General features: G+C 37.7%; 5 protein-coding genes. All 5 read left to right on the forward strand.

Going from position 1 to position 3,186, the window contains the following annotated elements:
* Positions 1-247 (forward strand): hypothetical protein (locus AC1DLM_RS35015; protein ID WP_477572582.1); only part of this gene is annotated, 247 nt, incomplete at its 5' end.
* Between the two features lie 138 nt (positions 248-385).
* Complete coding sequence (locus AC1DLM_RS35020; protein ID WP_441991722.1) at positions 386-823, forward strand: hypothetical protein; 438 nt, start codon at positions 386-388, stop codon at positions 821-823.
* A gap of 144 nt (positions 824-967) precedes the next feature.
* Positions 968-1,420 carry a hypothetical protein gene (locus AC1DLM_RS35025; protein ID WP_441991721.1) on the forward strand — a complete coding sequence of 151 codons (453 nt, stop codon included), beginning with the start codon at positions 968-970 and terminating at the stop codon, positions 1,418-1,420.
* 119 nt (positions 1,421-1,539) lie between these two features.
* The gene (locus tag AC1DLM_RS35030; protein ID WP_477572584.1) at positions 1,540-1,656 is read left to right on the forward strand and encodes a phosphotransferase; all 117 of its coding nucleotides are present in this window, start codon (positions 1,540-1,542) and stop codon (positions 1,654-1,656) included.
* A gap of 540 nt (positions 1,657-2,196) precedes the next feature.
* The gene (locus AC1DLM_RS35035) at positions 2,197-3,132 is read left to right on the forward strand and encodes a sigma-70 family RNA polymerase sigma factor (protein ID WP_477572583.1); all 936 of its coding nucleotides are present in this window, start codon (positions 2,197-2,199) and stop codon (positions 3,130-3,132) included.
* The last annotated feature ends 54 nt before the right edge of the window (positions 3,133-3,186 follow it).

Genomic DNA, 3,186 nt, shown 5'->3' on the forward strand with positions numbered 1-3,186 from the left:
CTCTGTTGTAGTGCTAGTGATTGGCTTGATGATAAAATTTAAGAAGCATGGCTTTGGGTGGTTTTTGGGTCATCTGCTATTATTCACTTTTGGTGCATTGACTTGGATAAGATTACTTGAAACTAGGGCTTTTGCAAGTTCAATAAATAACTCTGTAACTATTGCTGTGATCGGCGTAATTTGGGCTATCAGTATGGCATGTTTTGTCAAAGGCTTATTGTCTTTAAGTTATTTGAAGAAAGGATAGATGAACTAACTGGGAACTATAGTTAAGGGGCTTGCGTCGCGGCAGCTCCTTACGGGCAGGCTAACTAAAATTACGTTTTCCCATATGGTATAATTTGGAATACTGGTAATTGTAGAAGTAGGAGGTGTTATTGAACTAATGAAATATCGAATTGTATTTTCTCTTGCTTTATCGATTCTTTTATTTATTTCAGGTTGTACAAACAAAGAATCAGATATTAATTTAAAAGAAAAGTCAGATGAGGTTGTTTATTATGGGGAAGGAGAAGAGTGGCTTGCCACCTTTTCAATATTTAAAGTTAAAAATTCATTGTTTGATTCGATATATATTCAAAATATTGGGGGTAACAGAGAAGCAAAAATCGGACCAATTGAGTATCAATTAGTTGGCGGAGAAGGGTTTAAGTTTGAAAGCCAATATCCTCAGGAATTACAAGGAGTTAGAAGTTTTCACACGTCATCTGAAGCAAATGCAGATGTTGTTACCATTAAACTCACTACAGATGACGTTTTCAAACTCACTATAAAATACAGTGGGAAGATAGAAACTCTAACACTCAGTACAATTACTCGTTAAACTCCCTCAGATAACGATACCACATAAACAGGGAGCAGATTGCCGCGGCAGCTGTTCCCTGTTTTTATTAAAGTAACGGGTAGGATAGTTCCAATATGCGGTATATTTGGATTAGGGATTTGAAACAAGGGAGGGGCCATATTGATGGAAATAAAGTATCTGGTTAAGAGTCCTCCAAGGGTTGGAACCATTTTAGGCATGATTGCTATTATATGTAGTCAATCTATTCTTGTACTGAGATCATGGGATCGGATAGGAGTATATTATGCTTCGGTAACGGTGATACTTCTTTGTTTAGTTGTACTGTTACTCGCATTGTACAGAACATTCTTCAAGAAACCTACCGAGTTATGCTTATCCAATGACAAGATCATATTAAATGGAGTTCTATTTACTTCGGGGGATATTAAAGTGATAATGACCAAGGGGTACTTTAAGCCTGTTATCGGGATATTACCTCACAGGAGGAAGATCGTCCCATTAGATATGGCATTTAGGTATTCAAGGGATGAAGATAGAGGTATTCCGGATTTAAAGAGTTGGGCAAAAATGAACAATGTAAAGATGGTCAATAAATCGTTCCAAACGTGGATATAATTATATTCCCGAGCTCGATTTGGTACGATCATTTTTTACTAGCAAATGGGTATAATGCTGTCCGTTACGCTATGGATAGGATAGTTTAGTCGCTTTGCAAATACTTTTATAAATAAATCATTTGTTGCGAAGAGCTTTGTCATGGTGATTTTCATCCAGGTAACATTATATTATCAAATGGTATCACACTGGTTCTAGATTTCATGAATGTGTGCCACGGGGATTTTTTTATATGATGTTGCAAGAACTGTTTTTTTGGTGCAATATACACCAGTTCCAGCAGGTTCATATGATCGAGAAGAGCTTCTGCGGTTCAAGAAAACGCTGGCAGATTTATATCTTATTGAAATGAATGTTTCCCGAGAAATGATACATGATTATCTATCTGTGATTATTATGGCTAGAGTAGGCGAATGCCCTAATGAATAGATTATTTTAGACGTTTATAAATAACTAAAACGCGGCTGCCGGTATGGATCGGCAGTCTCGTTGTGCTATCGGGCAGGATTGTTACACATGACATGAATTCTTATTTTATATATTTTAAGTATTTGGTGTCATGTGTGAAAATAATTCGATTCGATTAGATTTGGATTCGGAGAAATATTTTCAGTATCAATGAAGCGGAATCAGCTAGACTCATCAGTACCATCTAACTGAATAAGTAGGTTTTACTCCAATCACAATCAATAGTCTATTTTCAGAATTGGATTTTTACTGGTATATTTAGACAGTCTACAAGGTATGTTTATGACTCTTTATAAGGCGGTATTGGTATGGATGAAGATAAGCAGAAGTCCTATAATCATTGTTTCGTAATCGAAGCCCAAAATGGCAATTTCGATGCATATCGGCAGATCGTGCTTCAATATTCTAACGCTATGTTTTCCGTTGCCATCAGTATTATCGGGGACTTTCATGAAGCACAGGATGCAACACAAGAAGCTTTTCTTAAATGCTATCATCGACTGCATACCCTMGAAGATCCTTCTAAATTGGGTAGTTGGTTATATACCATCGTTTGTCGAACAAGCCTCGATTTCGTGAAAAAGAAAAAACGAACTTTGCCTTATGTAGATGAGGTCGCCCCCTCCATAAATAATGTTGATACATGGTTAGATCAGCGTTTAATGCAAGAAACGATCTGGAATGCCATTCAAAATCTAGAGCAGACAAGCAAAATGGCAATCATACTTCACTACTTAAGCGAATGGTCAATGAGGGAAATTAGTAAGTTCTTGAATATTTCTCTGTCCGCTGTAGAAAGCCGTATTCGGAGGGCCAGAGAAATGCTTAAGCGTCACCTCGCTGACGATTTCGAACAATTTTTTCGAATGCACCGTTTAGATCAGAAATTCGAACAGAAAGTCTCGGAACGAGTATTAAGAAGTGCAGGACATTTCTATATTCCCGTACTTCATCGAGAGTCGGTTCTAAACTGGTTCGTCCGTCATTTTCAGCTGGGAATCAGCAGACGTGGCAATCTATTAGTAGGGTCCGGACATGAATTGTATTTGTTGGAGTGCCATACTCATCTGCCAAGCGATTTACCCTTGTTGGCTTTCGAGGTGTCCGATGTAGAACAACTTTGGTATAAGCTGCAACGTGACGGAGTCAAGTCAGAGTCGATCCATACGAATCATTTTATCGGAAAGCAATTTGTTTTCTACGACCCGGACGGCAACTTATATCATGCGGTTGAAAAAAAATAGAAAAAAGAAATTGGATGCGACGGCTTTGATGAAGTCGAATCGTCTATATATAGA

This window comes from Paenibacillus sp. 01T442 (assembly GCF_056398345.1).